16 protein-coding genes are annotated in these 19,512 nt (G+C 45.8%); 13 read left to right on the top strand and 3 right to left on the bottom strand.

The window, feature by feature from the left end; translation table 11 throughout:
* The first annotated feature begins 131 nt into the window (after nt 1–131).
* From WH37_RS36485 to WH37_RS17050, 6 genes are all read left to right on the top strand, one after another.
* Nucleotides 132–2,615, top strand: coding sequence for a hypothetical protein (locus tag WH37_RS36485; RefSeq protein WP_231594261.1), 2,484 nt, complete (start codon nt 132–134; stop codon nt 2,613–2,615).
* A 19-nt stretch (nt 2,616–2,634) separates the two neighbouring features.
* Nucleotides 2,635–3,111 carry a hypothetical protein gene (locus WH37_RS17070; protein ID WP_046231804.1) on the top strand — a complete coding sequence of 159 codons (477 nt, stop codon included), beginning with the start codon at nt 2,635–2,637 and terminating at the stop codon, nt 3,109–3,111.
* Nucleotides 3,108–3,326 (top strand): hypothetical protein, encoded by a 219-nt coding sequence (locus tag WH37_RS17065; protein WP_046231803.1) that lies wholly within the window; start codon nt 3,108–3,110, stop codon nt 3,324–3,326. Before WH37_RS17070 ends, WH37_RS17065 begins: the two co-directional genes overlap by 4 nt.
* Before the next feature lie 352 nt (nt 3,327–3,678).
* Nucleotides 3,679–4,173 carry a phage holin family protein gene (locus WH37_RS17060; protein ID WP_046231802.1) on the top strand — a complete coding sequence of 165 codons (495 nt, stop codon included), beginning with the start codon at nt 3,679–3,681 and terminating at the stop codon, nt 4,171–4,173.
* 66 nt (nt 4,174–4,239) lie between these two features.
* The gene (locus WH37_RS17055) at nt 4,240–6,051 is read left to right on the top strand and encodes a sensor histidine kinase (RefSeq protein WP_156182329.1); all 1,812 of its coding nucleotides are present in this window, start codon (nt 4,240–4,242) and stop codon (nt 6,049–6,051) included.
* Nucleotides 6,032–7,186: a response regulator gene (locus WH37_RS17050; protein WP_046231800.1), complete on the top strand. Its 1,155-nt coding sequence runs from the start codon at nt 6,032–6,034 to the stop codon at nt 7,184–7,186. The genes WH37_RS17055 and WH37_RS17050 overlap by 20 nt, the downstream gene beginning before the upstream one ends.
* Before the next feature lie 25 nt (nt 7,187–7,211).
* Here WH37_RS17050 and WH37_RS17045 read toward each other — a convergent pair whose 3' ends face one another.
* Nucleotides 7,212–8,114, bottom strand: coding sequence for a class I SAM-dependent methyltransferase (locus tag WH37_RS17045; RefSeq protein ID WP_046231799.1), 903 nt, complete (start codon nt 8,112–8,114; stop codon nt 7,212–7,214).
* A gap of 426 nt (nt 8,115–8,540) precedes the next feature.
* Here WH37_RS17045 and WH37_RS17040 point away from each other — a divergent pair, with 426 nt between their 5' ends.
* The 4 genes from WH37_RS17040 to WH37_RS17025 all read left to right on the top strand — a co-directional run bounded on the left by WH37_RS17040 (nt 8,541) and on the right by WH37_RS17025 (nt 13,163).
* Nucleotides 8,541–9,287 (top strand): hypothetical protein, encoded by a 747-nt coding sequence (locus WH37_RS17040; protein ID WP_046231798.1) that lies wholly within the window; start codon nt 8,541–8,543, stop codon nt 9,285–9,287.
* A gap of 13 nt (nt 9,288–9,300) precedes the next feature.
* Nucleotides 9,301–10,989, top strand: coding sequence for a vWA domain-containing protein (locus tag WH37_RS17035; RefSeq protein ID WP_046231797.1), 1,689 nt, complete (start codon nt 9,301–9,303; stop codon nt 10,987–10,989).
* 39 nt (nt 10,990–11,028) lie between these two features.
* The gene (locus WH37_RS17030) at nt 11,029–12,174 is read left to right on the top strand and encodes a toxic anion resistance protein (protein WP_046231796.1); all 1,146 of its coding nucleotides are present in this window, start codon (nt 11,029–11,031) and stop codon (nt 12,172–12,174) included.
* 197 nt (nt 12,175–12,371) lie between these two features.
* Nucleotides 12,372–13,163: a carbohydrate-binding protein gene (locus tag WH37_RS17025; RefSeq protein ID WP_046231795.1), complete on the top strand. Its 792-nt coding sequence runs from the start codon at nt 12,372–12,374 to the stop codon at nt 13,161–13,163.
* 137 nt (nt 13,164–13,300) lie between these two features.
* Here the strand turns inward: WH37_RS17025 and WH37_RS17020 are convergent, their stop codons facing one another.
* A complete protein-coding gene (locus tag WH37_RS17020) occupies nt 13,301–14,380 on the bottom strand; it encodes a hypothetical protein (protein WP_046231794.1) in 1,080 nt (359 codons plus the stop codon).
* Between the two features lie 715 nt (nt 14,381–15,095).
* Between WH37_RS17020 and WH37_RS17015 the strand changes: the two genes are divergently transcribed.
* Entirely contained in the window at nt 15,096–15,572 is a 477-nt protein-coding gene (locus WH37_RS17015) for an HPP family protein (protein ID WP_046231793.1), read from the top strand.
* Between the two features lie 235 nt (nt 15,573–15,807).
* On the top strand, nt 15,808–16,665 hold the full coding sequence (locus WH37_RS17010; protein WP_046231792.1) for a class II fructose-bisphosphate aldolase: 858 nt from the start codon (nt 15,808–15,810) through the stop codon (nt 16,663–16,665).
* 123 nt (nt 16,666–16,788) lie between these two features.
* On the opposite strand, the gene melA is transcribed toward WH37_RS17010, so the two are convergent.
* Entirely contained in the window at nt 16,789–18,087 is a 1,299-nt protein-coding gene (melA, locus tag WH37_RS17005; RefSeq protein ID WP_046231791.1) for an alpha-glucosidase/alpha-galactosidase, read from the bottom strand.
* Between the two features lie 165 nt (nt 18,088–18,252).
* On the opposite strand from melA, the gene WH37_RS17000 reads away from it, so the two are divergent.
* Complete coding sequence (locus WH37_RS17000; protein WP_046231790.1) at nt 18,253–19,161, top strand: AraC family ligand binding domain-containing protein; 909 nt, start codon at nt 18,253–18,255, stop codon at nt 19,159–19,161.
* Nucleotides 19,162–19,512 lie beyond the last annotated feature (351 nt).

Raw genomic sequence — 19,512 nt, 5'->3', positions numbered from 1 at the left:
TCCTCTTTTCAAAAACAGCATTTGGCGCGTCCTAAAGAGCAGAAAGAGCTGTTGACGCCAACAGGCAAAAACTCAGCCTAACGTAGTAAGTAAATATAGAATCAAGTAACCAAATGGAGGGAGGGGAGCAGATGTTAGATAAATACGATGTCGTGCGAAACCGACAGAGGCAAGGAGAGGAAGCGAAGCAGAACGTACTCTCCGGCATGTACAACCGTCCTACAGCTGTACAAGATAAGTATGAGGTTGTACGCAACCGCGTAGTGCAACAGCCTGCAGTTCAAGTGGCATCGCCGACGCCAGTCTGGGATAAAATAGCGGGAGCTGCCCAGGGTGGAAGTGCAGTTCAAGCCAAACCGGAGCAAATTCCAGGAACACTATTTAATCGCGATCTTTCACCGGCAACGGGTGTTTCGGGAACGGTGATGGGACAGAAGCAGCGTTTGAAGGAGCAGCAAGCGGCAGAGCGGCAGGAACGGGCCTTGAATTCCCCGCTCTCCAAGCTGACATCGTGGTATCGGCCAGCGGAATGGCCGACGGCTAAGCTAATTGATCGGATTGTCCCGAAAGCAGTGGATGAAGGACTTTCGAGCCTGCTGGATGGGAAAACGGGAGGAGAACGACTGGGGGAGGCCATACGGGAGACGGATATCCCTGGAGTGACGGACACGGGACCAATCCCCAACTTCATTCGAGGAATAGGGGATACGGCGACATTAGGATTATCCTCGTATATGGATCGACAAATGGGCATGCCAGAACGTGCCGAGGGTGCCACGCAAACAACGGCGGGCAAAACAGGTCAGTTTGTAGGTTACCTATTACCTGGCACGGCAGCATGGAAAGTAGCTGGTGCTGCTACAAAGGGAATGGCCAATAAAGCAGGTCAAACCGTAACGCGTGGTACAATGGGTGGTGCGATGCTGGGTACCGCACGCGAAGTGGGTGAATACCAGCTCGGGGTGAATGAGCAGTCTCTAAGCGGTCGTGCTGCAGATGTAGCCTTAGATACGGTGTTGGGAGGTGCTGGAGATCTGGCTCTATACGGGCTGGGTAAGGGTGTGCAGATGGTTAGACAGGCGCCGGGAGATGTGCTTGCCAGCACGCTGAGAAATGTAGACAGCCATAATAATACGGCAGGGGAAGTACAAATAGGGCTGACGGCTCCAACAGGAGAGAGGAGTGGCTGGCGAGAAATCGCAGATGGTTTGCCGGATGTACAGGCCGCTCTGCCTACAAGTACTTCAAAAGGCAAATCGGCCGATCCGTCTCCGAATTCATGGGAGGATTTCGTGCAAACCGGGCAACAAATGAAACAGGAAGGGCACTTCACTCCCGATCGGGGGTCGGAAGGGATAAAGTCACCTCGGACTCCGGTGACGGAGGGAGAAGGGAGAAGTCTCAGTGATCTCATAGAACGTACATTTCCAGGGAAAAAGAGCCGTGTCAGATCAGGCGATGCTCCTCAAGCAGGCTCATCACTTAGCAAGTTTGAAGCTCCCCGTGCCACTATTACGAAGGCGGCGGAGCGACTAAGCCAAGCGGTAGGAGGGTCTGGAAAAGTCCTGCATCCCATCCGAGCGGTATTGGAAAGGCTGAAGGGGCTTGGAGGGACTCGTACGCAGGCGCTTCATAACCGTCAACTACCTTCAGAAATGCAGCACCAGTTGGGAACCCGAGCTTCTACTACTGCGAATAACAGGAGTAGGACTGCCTCTAACGACGGAAGTGGTTTAACTCCAGCGGAATTAAATCTATTATCCAACGAATCGAAAAACGCAGAGCAAATGGGTACAGGGTATAGGCTAATGCAAGAGCTAGAAGCAGCGGGAGAACATCAACGAGCTGCTGCCCTAGGAGATAGGCTGACCCAAGACTTGGCGCAGGATGCAAACTCTGATACATTTAGGGTAAATGAGAGGCTAGAAGAGAATGCGGGTGTCATTGCTGGTTATAAAGGTAGCGATCCTGGTGAAGTAGCTGCTGCAAATACAGTAGGAGATCAATACTTTCAAAACACAAAGCATCTGTCTAGTCCAATTGTCCCCCATGATGAAACGCTATCAAAAGGTGTACGAGATTCGACTGTTGGAGTTATAAAAAGTTCCGAAATAAGCATGCCGAATATGGAGAGTATTCGTAGTTCCAGTAATGAGGGGACGGGTAAAGTTGGTTCGGGTGGAAGTGTTGCTAAGGAGTCTGGGGACGTTGTTGAAGAAACTGTAGCATATAGTCGAGTTCAAGGAGGACAGAGTAAAGATATATTAAAAGTCAATGGAGACGGGACTCTTTCTTTGAATGAAAAGTTCAAATCAAATGACTTAAATGTAAGTACAGGCAAAGATCATGCAGAATACTTCAAAAACAAAAGAGGAGACGGTTCATATAAAGTTGAATTTGAAGCGCCAAAGTGGTTAGATGAATTAATTCAAGAAAATGCAATTTCTCAAGATTTTTATAAATCTAATCCCTTGAACCAAGGAGGGAGGGCACCTAAAATAGTTGATAAAGGTATTTTTGAAAAATATAATTTTGATGGCCTTGCTTACGAACTACCATCACCTGTTAGTGAATGGCTTGTTGAATATGCGAAAAATGTGAGGATAGTACCTTAGTAGAAAGAGGTTTTGTTAAATGATAGTTCCACTTTATGCAGAAAATATTGTTGTAGGAATAGTCTTTCAAAACCAATTTAATTGGTACATTTCAACAAAAGAATATTGGATTTTAGACTATAAAAAATACGGGATTAATAATGAAAATTTGTTTGATAATGAAAGAGAAGGTATTATTGTTTTAGATGAAACAACAGTGAGTGAATTTTTAAATAAAATAATAGAGTATAAAGTAGAAATTGATGAGCTAAAAGAAAAGTTTTTATTTTCAGTTGAAATTGATGAAGATAATGCTATCTACGATTATAGACCATCTCTATTAATAAATTTTGATGAGAAGTTTTTATATTCGACGTTTCCTGAATACACTAGTTTTGAAGAGTATATTCCAGATAAATGGATTGGTGAATATAAAAATTTTTATGGTTTAATTGATGAAAGTTTTAAATATTGGTGTAATGATAATGAAAATTATTTTGAAGGGGATATATCATGAGTGAAAAAAATATTACTATAATAAAAGATGTATTTAAAAATGAAAAAAATGGTGTTCTGACAGATGGAATTACAATCATTATTGATGGTCAATTAAAGCAAGTTTTAGATATTATCTCATCAAAAGAGAGTTTTGGAGATTATACGGAAACTGTAAAAGAAGTTCTTTTTACAGGAATTAACCAGTATGTTGAAAAATATAAGAAGGAGCAGTGAAAGATTCTTTTTGTTTCAGAGAATGGATTTATATGAAAAATTGAGTCTGTAAAATAGTTTGTGTAAACGCGTTAATTTTCCATCTCTAAGATCGTACAATACAACCAACGAAGCCACAATACCAGCTAACCACCTGTGTTGTAGTCTTTTTCGATTGTTTGTACTCACAACAATGCTCTAATTTTATACCCTAAATAACGTAATAACGTTATATCAAACAGGTCGATTATGGTCAGATACCACCATGATTAACCTGTTTTTTGTTATCTTCGTTTTATAAAGTCGTCTCATCATAAAAATATAAAATAAAGCTCCGCTGCGGCGGGGCTTTTACTTTTAGGAGGAAACAATCATGAACAAAGGGCAAGCCCTTATTTCAACAGCGGGTGCCTTCGTTGTACCTATTTTTGAATATTTGTATGGAGCGGGTGATGCAGTGTTAACAGCAATGATGGCGTTGCTATTTTTCGTAGCAATGGATTGGATTAGTGGCATAAGGGCGGCTAAAAAGGATTTTTCATACGCAAGCAAGTATGGAATTGATGGTGTATTCCGCACATTTTTCATGCTGGCTTTGCCGGCTGGTGGTCATTTGTTAGATATATTGTTTAATTTGCCAGGTCTCTTTTTTGGTGCACTAACTGCCGGGCTACTCTATCACGTTATACAGTCGATGGTTGCGAACGCTCTTCGTGCTGGTTGGGGAGCGTGGTTGCCTTTGAATGTATTTGAGTCACTATTATCCTGGGTTAGCTCAGAGCTGGATAAAAAAATTAACCGGGCAGCAGAGCGTGGTGCTATTGCAAACGTGGCGGACAACCCTGAAAATGAAACACAAAGGGAATAAATCAATAGACGAGATGTTCGAAAGAGCGAATGAAAGGTGGGCACCGTCGTGGATACGAGGCTATGGATGTCAGTATTGCTATGCTTTGCGACGGCGCTGATGCTGTTTGTGTTGTTACTGTCCTACCGCAAACGCCATTTGCAGGTGGCGAGGACGATGGTTTACATGATGGCAACGGCGTCTTGTTATGCGCTCGGCTATGCATTTGAGATTTTGGGCAGCAGCCTAAGCGGCGTTAAGCTTGCTCTTCAGTTCGAATATTTGGGCATTCCCTTCGTCTCCGCATTTTGGCTGCTGCTGGTCATTCAGTTCACGGGCCTGGCGACCGCCTATCGAAAATGGATCACGGTGCTGCTATTTCTCATTCCTACCACAACGTTTCTCCTCCATCTCACCAACGGATGGCATCATCTTATCTATGAAGCTTATATTTTGAACCCGAATGATACCGTTCCGTTGTACAATACGATAAAAGGGCCTTGGTATTCGGTACATGGGGTCTATAACTATACGATTTTGCTGCTTGGCATTCTGCTGTTTATTCCGATGTATTTGCGGGCGCTGCCCATTGTACGGAAGCAGATTCTCCTCCTCATTCTTGGAGCGGCTGCTCCTATGCTGTTCAACATTGGCTATATGTTCAGCACGGTAATCGATTTTACCCCGCTCGGCTTTGCTGTATCTGGTGTTGTGTACGCTTGGGGGATTTTCAGGTTCGGATTGCTCCGGTTAACGCCGCTTGCATATGCCAAAATGTTTGATACCGTTCGCGACGGCGTCGTGCTGCTGGATTATGAAAATCAGATCGTGAACTACAACCGTGCAGCTGAAGAGGTGTTTCCCGAGCTTGCCCAGACGAAAAGCATTCCTGCCTTCGGCAAGGATGTGCTCACCGCTTCGCCGGAGCTTGTCCAGCGAATAGCGGCAACCGATTTTCAGGATGAGCGCTTTCCGCTTCAGCTGTTGCTGGGTGCTCGGCAAATGTATTACATTTGCAGCTTAACGTATATTTACGACACGGGAACGACTCCGATTGGCAAAATGCTGATGTTCAGCGATATTACGGAGCTGAAGGAGAATGAGGAGCGTCTGCATGAAAAATCGCAGCGTCTGTCCCAACTGAACGCCTTTAAGGACAAGCTGTTCACCGTTATGGCGCACGATATTCGTGATCCGATTGCGCTTCTCGTCAGCTTAACCGAGCTGCTGGGCGAGGAACCTACGGATACCGATATTGCCAGCGCTGAGGTGTTTCAAGAAATCAGGCGGCAGGTCCGCGGCACCTTCCACCTCGTTGATAATTTGCTGGACTGGTATCGCAGTCAAAATGGCGAGGTCGCGTTCAGGCCGTTGGCCTGGAACCTGCAGCAGGTTGTTCGCCAAGCTTTATCGCTGGCAGGAGCCAGAGCGGCGATGAAAAACATTCAAATTTCCGAGCTTATCGACGAGAAGCTGACGGTGAATGCCGATAAAGAAATGCTGGATCTTATTTTTCGAAATTTGCTGTCGAATGCGATTAAATATACGGATATCGACGGAAAGATCGAGGTCAGCGCTTCTATTGAGCATAATGAGGTAACGGTATCCGTTAGTGACAATGGGAGCGGGATTGATGAAGATACAGCGCGGCTGCTGCGTCATGATGAACTCTTTTTCAAGGAGCCTGGATTTGCAAGCAGAGAGGACGGAGGCGATATGCGATTCGGTCTCGTATTGACCCGGGAATTTCTCCGCATGCATGGCGGCAGTCTCCGGTTTGAGAGCTCGGCTGGGCAAGGAACGACATTTCGTTTTACGCTGCCGGGGTCCGTCAGCAGTGGGGGAACGAGTGAAAGTGAAGGAATGGTGGTGAAAGCGATTGAAGGTCATCTTAATTGACGATGAGCCCGTCATGCATTTAATTATGAGGAAAATGCTGGCGAAATACGCCGAGCTGCAGATCGTCGGAGCATTTGCGGATACGCATGCGGCGGCTGATTTTCTCGCTAAAAATACCGACGTCGAGTTGGCGTTCGTCGATATTTCCATGCCCGGTGACAACGGGCTTACGTTCGCCTCCAGACTGGATCAGGTAGGCTGCAAAACACAAATTGTGTTCGTCACCTCGCATAAAGATTATGCCGTTGATGCTTTTGAGTTGTCTGTGCTCGACTATTTAGTCAAGCCGGTAACGCAGGAGCGGCTGGAGCGGACGATTCATCGCGCGCTTGAAGGCCGGAAAAGGGCGGAGGATTCTCAGACGGCAAACGCTCAAACTCAGAACGCCAATCGTGTTAGCATCACAGCTTTAGGCGACTTTTCGGTGCGAAATGAACGGGGACGCGTGAAATGGATTTCCAGCAAAAGCGTCGAGCTGTTTGCCTACCTGCTGCTGAACCGTGGACGCAGGATTTCGCGTGCCAGGCTCGTTGCAGATATTTTCGCCGGCATGACGAGTGTGAATGCGGAAAAGTATTTGAATACGACGGTCTATCAGCTTCGCAAATCGTTAGAGCCGTTAGCGCTTCGGGATGCAATCCGCTCGGAAAATGACGGCTACGCGCTGGAGCTGGCCGATGCGATGATTGATTTTGAGGAGTTTGAGCGTCAAGCAAGCAAGTTTAAAAGGATTGACGCCGCTAATATGGAGGACGCGCTGAACGCGGAAAGGCTCTACACAGGGGACCTGTTCGGCAGCAAAGCCTACGTCTGGGCTATACACGAGACGGATCGTCTGGCAGAGCTTTACACATCCTTCGTCAAAAATGTAGTGGAGGCGCTCCTAGTTCTCTCCAATACGGCAGCAGCGTCGAAGCTGTTGCTGAAGCTATATGCGCAAAATCCCCTTGATGAATCCGTTCTGAGCCTGCTGCTCCGCAAGCATGCGCAGGACGGAAACAAGAAGGGGCTTACTGCCCAATACATAGACTATGTGAGGCTGATCAAAAAAGAGCTCGGCATTCGTCCATCCAAAGCGTTGCTGCTCTTATACGATTCTCTTGTCAGTGAATTATCTGATAACGCTAATAATTAAAGTTAAAACCTCGGCCTACGCTGACCTAGGCTTTAACGGTTTCCGGCCGTGTATACATATTCAGCTCCTGCAGCCGGATCAGCACTTTTCCGTAGCGCCCGCCCTGATGAATGACCACTTTGCCATCCGGATAAGTACGGTGTACATATTCGGTAACGATTTGGCGGGCAGACTCATCAGGAATTAAATTATGGGTTTTCAGCGCTTGCATGACTTCTTCAATCGCTTCTTCGTAAGATGACTCGGTCGTTTTTGTTTCTTTCGTAATAATGGATTCGAATGAATAACCCTTCAAATAGAGCAGATGGGTTAAGTAGGCCATATCTGAGCTTTCTGGATGAACCTCGCGACCAGTCAGCAAAGGAAGAATGGCTTGGAACAGACTATGCTCTCTAGGCCCTGCACCTACACTAATGTAGCAATATTTGCGAGCGGTGCTGAGCACCCGCTCCACGCTTTCCCAATCGACAATGACCGGGCACATGGACACAAATACGAGATCGAAGGCGTTGCTCCAGCCCCTTGCGGCAAGATCCAGCTCCTCAAACACATCATGGATCAGCTCGACCTGTCCCTGATCAAACCTTGCTGTATTCTCCACAAACAGCTCGCTTAACGGAACGTTAGGCTCTACAGCTGTCACGCGTGCTCCGCGGTCGGCGAAAGGAACCGTGAACCCGCCCGAGGCAGCGCCGATATCGAGTACGGACAGCCCTTGGAAGTCGACACCCTGCCCTTCTATCCAGCGAATAATTCGCTCGCTCCTGTGTCTTCCCCCTTCACTGAACACCTCTGCATTAAAGGTTTTTGCTTTATGATCAAAGGACGTACGGCCAATGCCGGCCTTCTTCATTTTATTGCCCGTCGCGGCCGGGTCCTCCGTCCAAGCCTTCTCCCACACAGCTGCATTAAACAAATCGTTATTCATATCCCTTCATTCCTTTCCTGATTATAATATGGTTCTCATTTCAAAGACTTTATAGACTCTTTATATCTACAATAACCTTTAATGGAATGAAAAGCAATGGCTCTTTTTTGAAATATAGAGAAAGGATATGATTTTCCCATCCTTTCTCTATATTTCTCGGAATGAAACGCGCTGCGCCGCCAGAGGACGGCGACAGCCGTTTCACCTTGGGTTCGAGCACCGCGCTGTGTTCCAAGACAAGCCCGAAAATAAAATGGAACCGGACAAATAACGTGGAAGTAATTAGAGTATAAATAGAATCTGAAGTGATATTAGCAACATTTAGGAGCTTGTTCGGTAATTCTCTGCTAAAATTAAAGGTACAGGCAAATTATGATGTTTTTTCACAAATGGAGACAAGTTACCGCATTAGTGGAGGAATTATTTATGGGGAATAATTCGAAATTTTTCAAGCTGCTCGGACTCATTGGCGGAGTTGTCGCTCTAAATATTGTCATCTTGTCACCAGGGCTTGTCGGGGTGGTCATAGGGGGTGAAAGTGTTCTTGCAACCGCTTCAGGCGTAACCTTATTGTTCAGCAGCTTTCTGGTTCTGACTTATGGTAGCTATACGCTGCTGCTTAAGCCCGCTGCGGTGCCACAGATTCGTTCGATTGCCACACGCGAGGATTTCATGGCGGCGCTTTCCTATTACAAAAACGTTAAAGTGCTGCACAAGGATATTGCCTTGGCCCTCGACCAGTTGGAGCGTATAGCGAAAAAGAGAGCGATCTTATCCGACATACTCGGCCAAAGATTTGAGCAGACGGAAATCAGCTACAAAAAATTCGATTCCGTCATCGTTGAGGTCGAGAAGCTTTTTTACTTGAATATTAAAGGAATGTTGAATAAGCTCGGCGTGTTCGATGCTTCTGAGTTTGCCTCCTTGGAACGGCAGCGGAGCGCGAAGAAGTTCTCGAATAAGCTGATGCAGGAAAAAATAGAGCTTTACCAGCAATACCTGGACTACGTATCCGGTTATCTGGGAGCGAACGAAGAGATTTTGCTGAAGCTGGACCGCTTGGCTCTCGAAATATCGCTGCTAGGGAGCACAGATTACAGAACGGTCGAGGAAATGCCCTGCATGAAGGAGATTGATGTATTAATAAAGCAAACCAAATTTTATCAACAATGAGAAGGAGACGCATATGGCGAGTAAAGGAAAAGCTTTTGTTGTATTGGCACTTATTGCAATTGTTGTTTTTGCTCTCGTTTATTTTGGGATTAGCTTAACCTCGAACTTAGGCAAGACGGATACACAGATTTCGTCGGAGGATGCGGCGAAACAGCTAGATAAGCTTTATAAAAATATTTCGGTTTCAACCGCGGAGCCGGTCAAAGGGCAGATTGATCTTGATCCTGCTGATGTCGGCGACTCCTTGCCAGATATTTCGAAGTTTCCCGTATCGGTTGAAAACACGACCGACCAATTCGTCGAAATTTTTTCCTCTACCGAGAAATCGGGTACGGATATGGATGGCTGGCTGAACGAGGTGGCCACCGCTTTTAATCAAGCGAAGATTAAAGTGAATGGGAAGACGGCTTCGGTCAAAATCCGCAATATCGCCTCAGGCACCGGGGCGGATTATATTCGTTCAGGCAAATATGTGCCGGATGCCTTTACCCCGTCCAACGAGCTGTGGGGCGAAATGGTGGCGGCGAATGGCGTTCAAACGAAGCTCGTGTCTAAACGGCTCGTAGGCAATGTAGCTGGCATTGTGTCCACTCAAGCAAAATACGATGAACTGATTGCCGAATATGGCTCGCTCAACGTGAAGACGCTGACCGATGCTATCGCGAACAATCAGGTGGCGATGGGCTATACCGACCCTTTTGCGAGCTCAACTGGCCTCAATTTTCTGGTGACGTCCCTTGCGACCTTTGACAGCCAGGAGCTGCTGGGCGAGAAGGCGGTGCAAGGCTTTGAGAAGTTCCAGGCCAATGTTCCTTTCCTTGCCTCCACTACACTGCAAATGCGTGAGGCCGCCAAGACGGGGATGCTGGATGCTTTTGTACTGGAGTATCAAACCTATGTGAACGCGGCGGATTTCCAGAGCGGGTACGTGTTTACGCCTTTCGGCGTGAGACATGACAGCCCGCTGTATGCGCTTGGTAAGCTGTCCAAGGATAAGCAGGACATTATCCAGAAGTTCGCTGATTTTGTCGCACAGGATAAATACCAGAAAACTGCTGAGGAAAAAGGTTTTAATGGCCTCGATGACTACAAGTCCGAGATGGATGCTGTGAATGGCAAGACGCTCGCATCCGCGCAGAAGCTTTGGAAGGAAAAGAAGGATGGAAGCAAGCCGATTGCTGCTGTTTTTGTAGCGGACATTTCGGGCAGCATGGGCGGGGAGCCGCTTAATCGCCTGAAAGAATCGCTGCTCAAGGGGCAGAAATTTTTGGGCAGGAACAACAGCATCGGATTCGTCTCGTACTCCAGCGACGTTGCGATTAACTTGCCAATCGGGAAGTATGACACCAACCAGCAATCGATGTTTGTTGGCGCGATCAATAGCTTGCAGGCGAGCGGAGGAACGGCAACCTTTGACGGTATCGTAGTCGCCATGAAAATGCTGCAGGATGAGCTCGCTGCGAACCCGGATGTGAAGCCGCTCATTTTTGTGCTAAGCGATGGGGAGACGAATGAAGGGCATTCGCTCAAAGACATTAAAGGACTCATTGAAACGTACAAAGTTCCGATTTATACGATTGGCTACAACGCAAATATTAAGGCGCTGCAAAGCATTTCGAGCATTAACGAGGCGGCAAGCATCAACGCCGATACCGAAGATGTCGTTTATAAAATTGGAAACCTGCTGAACGTTCAAATGTAATTTTATATTGCAGTTAGAGTTCGAAGAGGAGGGGTTGCAATGTCATTTACGATGGAAGTGGTCAGTGAGGAGAAGCTGAAATCGGTCATTGAAGAGCAGGTGAAGCCTGAGCCTGAGGAGGTCACCCAGCTGCGGGAGCTTGCGACGAGCAATGTATCGACGATTTTGGAGCTGGATCTGGATCTGGATTCGCTCGAAAAACGGAAAGCGATTTTGCAATCGATTGACCAGTTTGGCATTCAGTCGATGAGGTCTTCCTCGGAGAAAAATTCGCTGCTGCAGGTGGCAGTCGGAAATTTGGCGCAAACAGGCGATGAAGGCGGCCAAGTGGCGAAGAGTTTGACGGAGCTGCACATCCAGCTCAAGGATTTGGACCCGAGTGTCGTCGATTTTGCCAAAAGCGGCGTGCTGGGCATGTTTTTTAATCCGTTACGGCGTTATTTTGCCAAATACCAGAAGGCGGACACGGTCATTTCGGGCATCATTTTATCGCTGGACAAAGGCAGTACGATACTTAAAAATGACAACACCACACTGGAGCTGGAACAGCATGCGCTTCGTGAACTGACAAAAAAACTGCAAAAGGAAATCCAGCTCGGCATGCTGATGGATGAAGGCATCGAGTCGCAGATTGCAGCAGCCAAGGCGCGTCAGGAGTCGGAGGATAAAATCCGCTTCATAACCGAGGAGGTGCTGTTCCCGCTGCGCCAGCGGGTCATGGATTTACAGCAAATGCTCGTTGTGAATCAGCAGGGGATTATGGCGATTGAGGTTGTGATGCGCAACAACAAGGAGCTGATCCGCGGGGTGGATCGGGCGAGGAACGTCACCGTTTCGGCGCTGAAAATTTCCGTTACGGTAGCAAGTGCGCTCTACAATCAACGAATCGTCCTGCAAAAAATCGAGCTGCTGAATCAGACGACAGACAGCCTAATCAGCGGCACCTCCAAAATGCTGAAAAACCAAGGCGCTGCAATTCAAAAGCAGTCGATGGAAGCGAACATTTCCGTCGATACGTTAAAGACGGCTTTCGCAGATGTGCTCTCGGCGATGGACTCGATCAGCACCTACAAGCAGGAGGCGCTGCCTAAAATGCGACAAACGATCCAGCAGTTCAGAGAGCTGGCGGATAGCGGCGAGGTTCAGATTCAGCGGCTGGAGAAGGGGCAGAAGCTGGGATTATAGAAGAGGATGGAGAGCAGGGGCAGCAAGCGTGAAGCGCCTCTGCTCTTTTTTATACAAATGATCATTTTCATCGTATACCGTCAAATGCCCTAAAAATATGCAGTAGCTTCTATAAAAATAGCATTTAGCTGTTTTGCCGCTTGTGCTACGATAAGAGTAACCTTGTCATAAATAGCGAAGAAGAATGGAGAAAAGCGATGATTAACTTATCCCTAGAAATTCAAAATGCCGACGGAGCGGTGCTTGAGACTCGTACGGACAGCGAACAGGTTTATTTGGTCTACAAACAAGCTTACGAGCCTGGAAATGTAATCGTTCTCAAAAGCTCGCAGGCTAATGTGCATCTAGTCATTCAGTTGGAGGATTCGATGAATCCGGCCTTCATTTATTTGAAGGGTGAGGAGTACCGCTATATCATTCCTTTTGGTGAAAAAAGAGTATCCTACTCACCTAAGTCGTTTACGGGCGACATCCATGTGCTGACTGCCCGCCTCGCAACCGTCGAGGAAACAAGTGCTTATAAAAATGTAGCTAAAAATGAATATGACCAGCACGCCAACGAAACCTGCTTCCCGCATGCATCCGCCAATGTGGAGACGCGCGGCGAGGCCGTATTTGCGGCACGGAACGCCATTAATGGGAATGCTGCGAATGATTCGCATGGCGAATGGCCTTATGAATCATGGGGCATTAACCAGAGAGAGGACGCGGCTATTTCGATCGATTTTGGACGTACCGTAATCGTGGACAAGGTCGTTTTAACGCTGCGAGCAGATTTTCCGCATGATAACTATTGGGAAAATGTGACGCTAACGTTTTCGGATGGCAGCTCGCATCAGGCCAGCCTGATCAAAACCCATAAACCGCAAACGATTTTGCTGGAATCCAGAGCGATTGACCATGTAACTCTAAGCGAATTAGTGAAGTCGTCCGATCCTTCACCGTTCCCTGCTTTAACGCAGTTTGAGGTGTTCGGAAGAGAAGCGTAACAACGGCAGTGCTAACGAATATTAAAATTATAGGCCGCAGGTTAATTGATGAATTAATCTGCGGCCTTTGTTTTAAAGAAGTTTTTACTTTGAATATGTTGAAGTTGAGTCACGACTAATAGTTAGCATAGTTGCATTTAAAATTTTTCCTGAAATTTGTCTTGGTTAATGATTACATCCCCATTTTCATTGATATCGATTTGATTAACGATTCTATAATTCTTATTATTGTTCATGGAGTTTTTATTAAACAGAATTATCACAAAATTCTTACCCTTTTTTAAATAATCAATAGAATTTAACTCGTAATTATAATCATAATGGCTATCTTCAGCTATATAAGCATCTTGGCTTTTACTCATTTCATCATTTAAGAAAGTTATTATGGATGACTCTTTAGATTGTTGCGATTGTTCAGTCACCTCAATAAATGAGCGTCTGAATTGAGAAGTTTCAATTTCTGTTTGTTTAGTCAAATGCTCGTTGTTGTCTTTATCTACAAAGTAGAATTGTAATGTAATTTTGTCGGGTACAGAATTTTCAAAATGAAATTTTATTGGAGCACTGGACTTGTTCGAAAATTCAGTTGTAAATACAGTTGTTTGACTGAAACTCATAGTTATAAATATGAAATAGATTATTATAAAGGTTGTAATAAACCATGAAGCAATTTTACCGCGATTACTGATAATGTAGTTTTTTAGTGATACAAGACTTTTACACAATTCTTGTCTGATATTTTTGAATGCTAAAAAAAATAGAAATAAGAGAAATAGAAATATTGTAACACCCATAACTAAATATTGTAGAGAGAGAAAACCAACGATGTTAATATACATTACTATCGTTATCCCGGAGAGTATGAATGCAAGAGAGGAGAATTTGAATACATAATTATAGGCAAGATCTGCTTTATGCATTACTTGTAAAGCTTCGTTGTTCCCTTCATCCCTGTTCGTATAATTCAGAGCTGCAAATTCACAATAGCAATAATATATTGCATAAACTAAAATTAAAAAAGCGCTCGAGAGCATACAGGCTGCAATTATATGTTCGTAGCTGATAAAAAATGAGAGATATATTTTATTTGCAAGATTGTTCAATGTGAATTTTAATATTTTGAAGTATCCAGCTCCTAAAACGCCAAGTACAGCAGTTATAAGAACAAGTCTTCCTGATCTTTCTCCAAAATTAAGTTTGTTAGATATATTACTCATTCCTCCACGATTTAATAATTTGGAGTTGTATACGAGAAAAGGAATTTATGGTTTCTTTTTAATATACGGAATCAAAATATTATCTAGTATAAGAACAGTGAATAAAAGGGTATTGAATCCTAACATTTATTGGTTTATAAAGCTTTTTCCTATTCTTCCTAAGCATAACCAGAAATAATTTAGTTTGCTTTCAGAAAGAGTTTAGGCTGGCTTGATCAAATCACACTTAACATAATACTCCAATGAATAGTGAATTGAGCGAGAAGACGTTTTGGGAAGGATGAACGGCCGTAATGATAACACCAGCAACCAAGTAGTGATAAATTTACTAGAACCGCGAGTGAATTAGTTAGTGGGAAGGGCTATTACACAGACTGAGCCAAGGAGAAGCCGAGTTTTAGTGTTCTGAACGGCAATTCAGCAAGCGTTAAGAGAACTGGTTCGTCCATCTGTCTCACTTATCTTGATGAAATTGTGTTGACGTCTGGGAAGACAGCAACGGCAGGTAGCGATCGAGGCGGATTCAGACAAACAAAAATCGATTAGACAAGAGCGCCGTGCAGGTGCTTTTTTGTCATTTGGCAGATGGTTCACAGCATTGACACTTCTTGAGAAACTTTATAAAATGAAGCAGGCACTGTAATACTGCTAGTATTCCATGCAGAACACTCAGGTAATCCGCTGGCTATTTTGACTGGAGGTTCACTGGTTTAAAATGAATCTAAAAATTATCGCAATCGGCGTCTACGTCATGCTTATTTATTGGCTTTCTTTGCAATTTTCTTTTCTGGATACCTTATTTTTTCCTACTTTGGGGGCATTCAGCTTCCTGTTTGTCTCGCGGTCATTCCGTTATACGGAGCTGAGCAAAATTACATTAGGCGCGTTTATTTCGTCAATCGTCGGTACGCTGCTCTTTTTCATCTATCCAAGCGCGATTTCCTTGTTCGCGAATGTGTTGATCACGATTTGGATGATTACTAAATTTAAGTGGAACGCTCCGCCAATTGTAGCGGTATCGCTGATTCCATTCTTCTCCCATTCGACGCATCTTTGGCTCATTCCGGTATCCGTATGTGCGGCGCTGCTGGGCTTGATGCTGATTTTATTCCTTGCCGAATGGGCTGAGAAACGGCTAAGCCCTTTATTTTCTCTAATAAAAAGAAATGGTGTATCCGTCGAATCGGATTAACGCATTTATAAATTCTTATCAATTGTGTGAAAAGTATTCACTCGCAGCGCAGGTAGTTTTATAATATAATTTATGATAACATGTAGTATTAGATGAAGAATGTGAACAAGGAAACGAAAATTCCGCTCATGCCTATAGATTTGTCGTTTATGAGCGTTATTTTAAGCAGTAGATCAATGGGCATGATTGAAAGTTCTATTCATTAAATTGCAACTACTTTGAAGGAGGATTTATCATGGCATTGGTTTCGATGAAAGACATGTTGAACAAAGGTTTAAAAGAAGGTTACGCGGTTGGTCAATTCAACATCAACAACCTGGAGTGGACGCAAGCAATTTTGGGCGCTGCTCAAGAAGAAAAATCCCCAGTTATTTTGGGCGTATCTGAAGGCGCTGCTCGTTACATGGGCGGTTTCACGGTTGTTACTGCAATCGTTAAATCCCTAATCGAAGAAATGAAAATCACAGTTCCAGTTGCCATTCACTTGGACCACGGTTCCAGCTTCGACAAATGTAAAGAAGCAATCGATGCAGGCTTCACTTCCGTTATGATCGATGCTTCCCACTCCCCATTCGAAGAAAACGTAAAAACAACGAAGCAAGTTGTTGCATATGCTCACGAGCGCGGCATTTCCGTTGAAGCTGAACTGGGAACAGTTGGCGGACAAGAGGATGACGTTATTGCTGATGGCGTTATCTACGCTGATCCACAAGAGTGTAAACAACTGGTTGAGCTTACAGGTATCGACTGCCTGGCTCCAGCACTTGGTTCCGTTCACGGTCCTTACAAAGGCGAACCAAACCTGGGCTTCAAAGAAATGGAAGAAATTTGCCAAACGATCAAGCTGCCATTGGTATTGCATGGTGGTACTGGTATCCCTACTGAGCAAATCAAAAAATCCATTTCCCTTGGAACAGCTAAAATCAACGTTAACACTGAAAACCAAATCGCCTTCACTAAAGTTGCTCGTGAAATCCTGACTTCGGATTCCGAAGTATTCGATCCACGTAAATTCTTGGCTCCAGGCCGCGAAGCGATTAAACAAACCGTTATGGGTAAAATGCGCGAGTTCGGTTCTTCCAACAAAGCGTAAGCTGAATAGATAGCCATTTAAAAAAGGGTTGGACGAGCTGCATGCGGCTCGTTCAACCCTTTTTTTGCGTAATAGCAGTTGTGCTATATGGCCTGCTTTAATCTATAATGACAGGTTGTTACTTTAGCGGTACGTTGGCAGCCAACTGCCATGCGCTTCAATCAGCTCATCGCATAGCGAGACAATGTCATCCATCGACAATTCTGCCGACGTATGCGGATCGAGCAGAGCTGCATGGTAAATATGCTCGCGCTTCAGTGTTTTGGCTGCCTCAATTGTGAGCAGCTGTGTATTAATATTCGTCCGATTCAAAGCTGCCAGCTGCGGCGGCAAATCGCCGACATAGGTTGGCGTTACGCCGGAACGGTCAACCAAGCAAGGCACCTCGACGCAGGCTTCCTTCGGCAAGTTCGTAATCAGGCCAGTGTTCATCACATTGCCGCCGATTTTATAAGGATTATTGGTCTCGATAGCTTCCATAATATGTGAAGCATATTCGCGGCTGCGCGTATGCTCAATCTTCTTGTTAGCAAGCATCGAATCTCGTCTTTCTTCCCAGCCTTTAATTTGCTCAATACAGCGGCGCGGGTATTCATCCAGCGGAATATTGAAGCGTTCAATCAGCTCTGGATAGTTCCGTTTAATAAAATACGGGTGGTATTCGGCATTATGTTCGGATGATTCTGTGACATAATAGCCGAATTTCAGCATGAGCTCGTAGCGTACCATATCGTGATGCTTCTCCGCTTGTTTTTCCGCCGCGCGCCGTTTAATTTCCGGGTACAAATCTACGCCGTCCTTCGTTGCTTCCAGCAGCCACGCCATATGGTTAATACCGGCGATCTTCGTTTTGACACCTGCAGTATCGATGCCCAGATGGTCGAATAGACCCGGTACACATACTTGTACGCTGTGACATAGACCTACAGCCTGCAAGCCGCCTTGCGAAATGAGCACATTCGTCAATACAGCCATTGGGTTGGTGTAGTTGAGGAACAGGGCGTCTGGACAAACCTCCTGAATATCTGCTGCAAAATCAAGCACGACCGGAATCGTCCGCAGATTTCGGAAAATACCGCCGATGCCGACAGTATCGGCAATAGTTTGGCGCAAGCCATATTTTTTCGGAATTTCAAAATCCGTAATCGTGCAAGGATCGTAACCGCCAACCTGAATGGCATTGACGACATATTTAGCGCCGCGAAGCGCCTCCTTGCGGTCGGTATACGCTTTTATGACGCAGCTGCTTCCGAGCGACTCTTTCATATTCAGTAACAGCTGCTCGGATTCACGCAGCCTTCCGCCATCAATATCAAACAAAGCTAGCTCAAAGCCTTGCAGTGCTTCTGTAAGCATGACATCACCCAACACATTTTTCACAAAAACAGTGCTGCCCGCACCAAGGAACGTTATTTTCGCCAATGAATTCGCCTCCGTTTATGAATAGCTTTGACTCCTTAACTATAGTCCCGGAGAGGCCGCGCGAACATGGAGTAATTCCTGTTAAACCTGTCATAATGCCTTTACATTGCATGGTTTCATTCGTTCTATTATACTATTACCTGTCATAATGAGGGGGGATGTCGAATGCCTCTGACCGAAGTCAGACATAATCGGGAGACGCCGCAGCGGCAGATGGAGCTGTTTTTGCGTTTTTTCGGCAAGGAAGAATGTGAGCCCCTGCATAGCTGGGGCCCGGGCTTACGCGACTTGTATATTATCCATTATGTGATCAGCGGCTCAGGTGAATTTAGTACCGGAGGAGAGACGTACCAGCTGTCACAAGGACAGGGCTTTCTCATAACGCCAGGCGCGATTGTCCATTATACAGCGGATGAGGCTGACCCTTGGGTGTATACGTGGATTGGTTTTGACGGGCTTCATGCCAGAGCTTTTGTGCAGCGGGCGGGGCTCAGTGTTTCGCAGCCGATATTTCGTGCCAAGAGGACGGGGAGAGACGATAGTCAGGACGGCAGCGGAAGAGCTGATAACGATGGCGCCAACTGGTTCGACACCAGCCATAAGCAGTTGATGGATGCCCATGAAACGGGCAGCCGGGACATTTTGTACCAGAGCATTTTGTACCGTCTAATTGGGGAATTAATTGAATGTGCAGATCCTGCATTAACGGAATCGCGGTCGCTCCGTGCCAACTCCAAGGAAACCTACATCAACGAAGCGATTACCTATATCGAAAATAACTACAGCCAGAAAACAACGGTTGAGCAAATCGCTCAGGTGGTCGGCTTGGATCGAACCTATTTGTCCAGCTTGTTCAAACAGCAGTTTGACCTGTCGCTGCAAGCGTTTTTGCTGCAATTTCGAATGAATCGGGCGGTAGAGCTGCTGAGCAGCAAGCAGCTGTCGGTGAGCGATATTTCCCGCTCGGTGGGCTACACCGATCCCTTTCTTTTCTCCAAAATGTTCAAAAAGGTCATCGGCCACTCGCCGCGCCGAACGCGAGAGCTGCTGGAGGAAGAGCAGGGCAAGCTGTGAGAGAATGGTCATGGTGCTTGCAGCACCGATACAGACGTACGCGGAAAATAGCCAGCTCAAATGGGTCATAAAAGAAAGCTGCGGTGCAGGGGAAAAGCAAATGGATCTATCTTTGCTAAAGCTGCATTGCGAGGTGGGACCGGGCTTGATCCTGGACAATATTCGTGGATATATACGCTGCCTGTCCAATAAATACACGCATTCCTTAATGAAAAAAGGCCGGCTTTGGCAAATATGCCAAAGCTGACCCATAGAGAGCAAGCGCCGTGCTTCATAGCAGCGGCAGCTTGCTTTTTGTTTTGAAGGGCAGGGCGATGCTGAACGGAATCGCTGCCGCAGGCAATGATGAGC

Origin of the sequence: Paenibacillus algorifonticola (assembly GCF_000971975.1) — a bacterium.
In the GTDB taxonomy this organism is placed as follows: domain Bacteria; phylum Bacillota; class Bacilli; order Paenibacillales; family Paenibacillaceae; genus Pristimantibacillus; species Pristimantibacillus algorifonticola.
Note: the sequence above shows the minus strand (reverse complement) of the source record. Positions and strands in the feature narration are given on the sequence as shown.